2 protein-coding genes are annotated in these 1,141 nt (G+C 72.8%); both read right to left on the bottom strand.

What is annotated here, in order from left to right; genetic code table 11:
• Positions 1-192: 192 nt before the first annotated feature.
• Entirely contained in the window at positions 193-600 is a 408-nt protein-coding gene (locus ACI6PP_RS23200) for a hypothetical protein (RefSeq protein WP_421114122.1), read from the bottom strand.
• 85 nt (positions 601-685) lie between these two features.
• A partial coding sequence (locus ACI6PP_RS23195) for a thiamine pyrophosphate-dependent enzyme (protein WP_421114121.1) occupies positions 686-1,141 on the bottom strand: 456 nt, incomplete at its 5' end.

Raw genomic sequence — 1,141 nt, 5'->3', positions numbered from 1 at the left:
TCGTCGAGGAGGTCGGCGAAGGTGGTGCGGTGCTGGGCGTCGGGAGTGTCCCCAGAAGCCGAGCCCGTGGGGACGGTGTCGTTCATCAGGTCAACCATCCTACGACTTCGCCCGGGGTGCCCCGACCACGCGCGCTCGCGCACCGCGGCCCGGGTGACCCGGGCCACGGTGCACGTGGTGCTGCGTGGGTGCTCAGATGCCCTGCGGCGGTGCGGGCTGGCGCACCTCGTCGCCCTTGACGTTGGACGGCGTCGCGGCCGCCGCGTCCTTGACGTCGTGCACGGCCTCGGTGACCTTCACGGCGGCGTCGTCGATCTTCTCGGCGGCCTCGGGGTTGGACTCCCGGGCGTCGGCGACGACCTCCTCGGCCTTGTGCTTGGCGGCGGCAGCGGCCTCCGACGCCTTCTGCTTGGCCGCCGCGGCGGCCTCGTTGGCCTTCTGCGACGCCAGGTCGACGGCGTCGTGACGCTTGTCGGCGACGCGCGGGTCGTTCCAGACCCGACGGGCCTGGCGCTTGATCTGCTCGTAGCGCTCGCGTCCGGCGCGCGTGCCGAGCACGTACCCGGTGGCGGCCGCGGCGGCGACGGTCAGCTTGCCCATGCTCTTCTCCCCTGGTCGGATGCGGTTCCCCCCACCCAACCAGCGTCGGGGGTCGTCCGCACGACGTGTCCGGCACCCGGCCCGCTCAGTCGGCCGAGACCAGCACCTCCTTGGACTTCGCGATCGCGAAGCCCCACGCCTGCGACAGCGTGGGCTTGGGCGGCAGCGAGATCTCCTCGGGGTTGGTGACCACGTCGAGGAGCACCGGCCCGTCGTGCGCGAGCGCGTCGCGCACGGCGGCGTCGACGTCGGCGGGGTCCTCCACGCGCACGCCCGTCAGGCCGCACGCCTCGGCGACCTTGGCCAGGTCGGGGTTCTGCAGCACGGTGCCGAACTCGGGCAGCCCGCCCTGCTCCTGCTCGAGCTTGACCATGCCGAGGCGGCTGTTGTCGAAGACCACGAACGTCACGGGCAACCGGTAGGCCACGGCGGTGATCAGGTCGCCCATGAGCATCGTCAGGCCGCCGTCACCGCAGAACGCCACCACCTGGCGGCTCCGGTCGAGCGCCGACGCGCCGAGCGCCTGCGGCATCGCGTTGGC

This window comes from Solicola agrisoli (assembly GCF_049059935.1).
Classification (GTDB): Bacteria; Actinomycetota; Actinomycetes; order Propionibacteriales; family Nocardioidaceae; genus JAURVT01.
The sequence above is the reverse complement of the archived record's forward strand: the minus strand, read 5'-3'. Positions and strand labels throughout refer to the sequence as shown.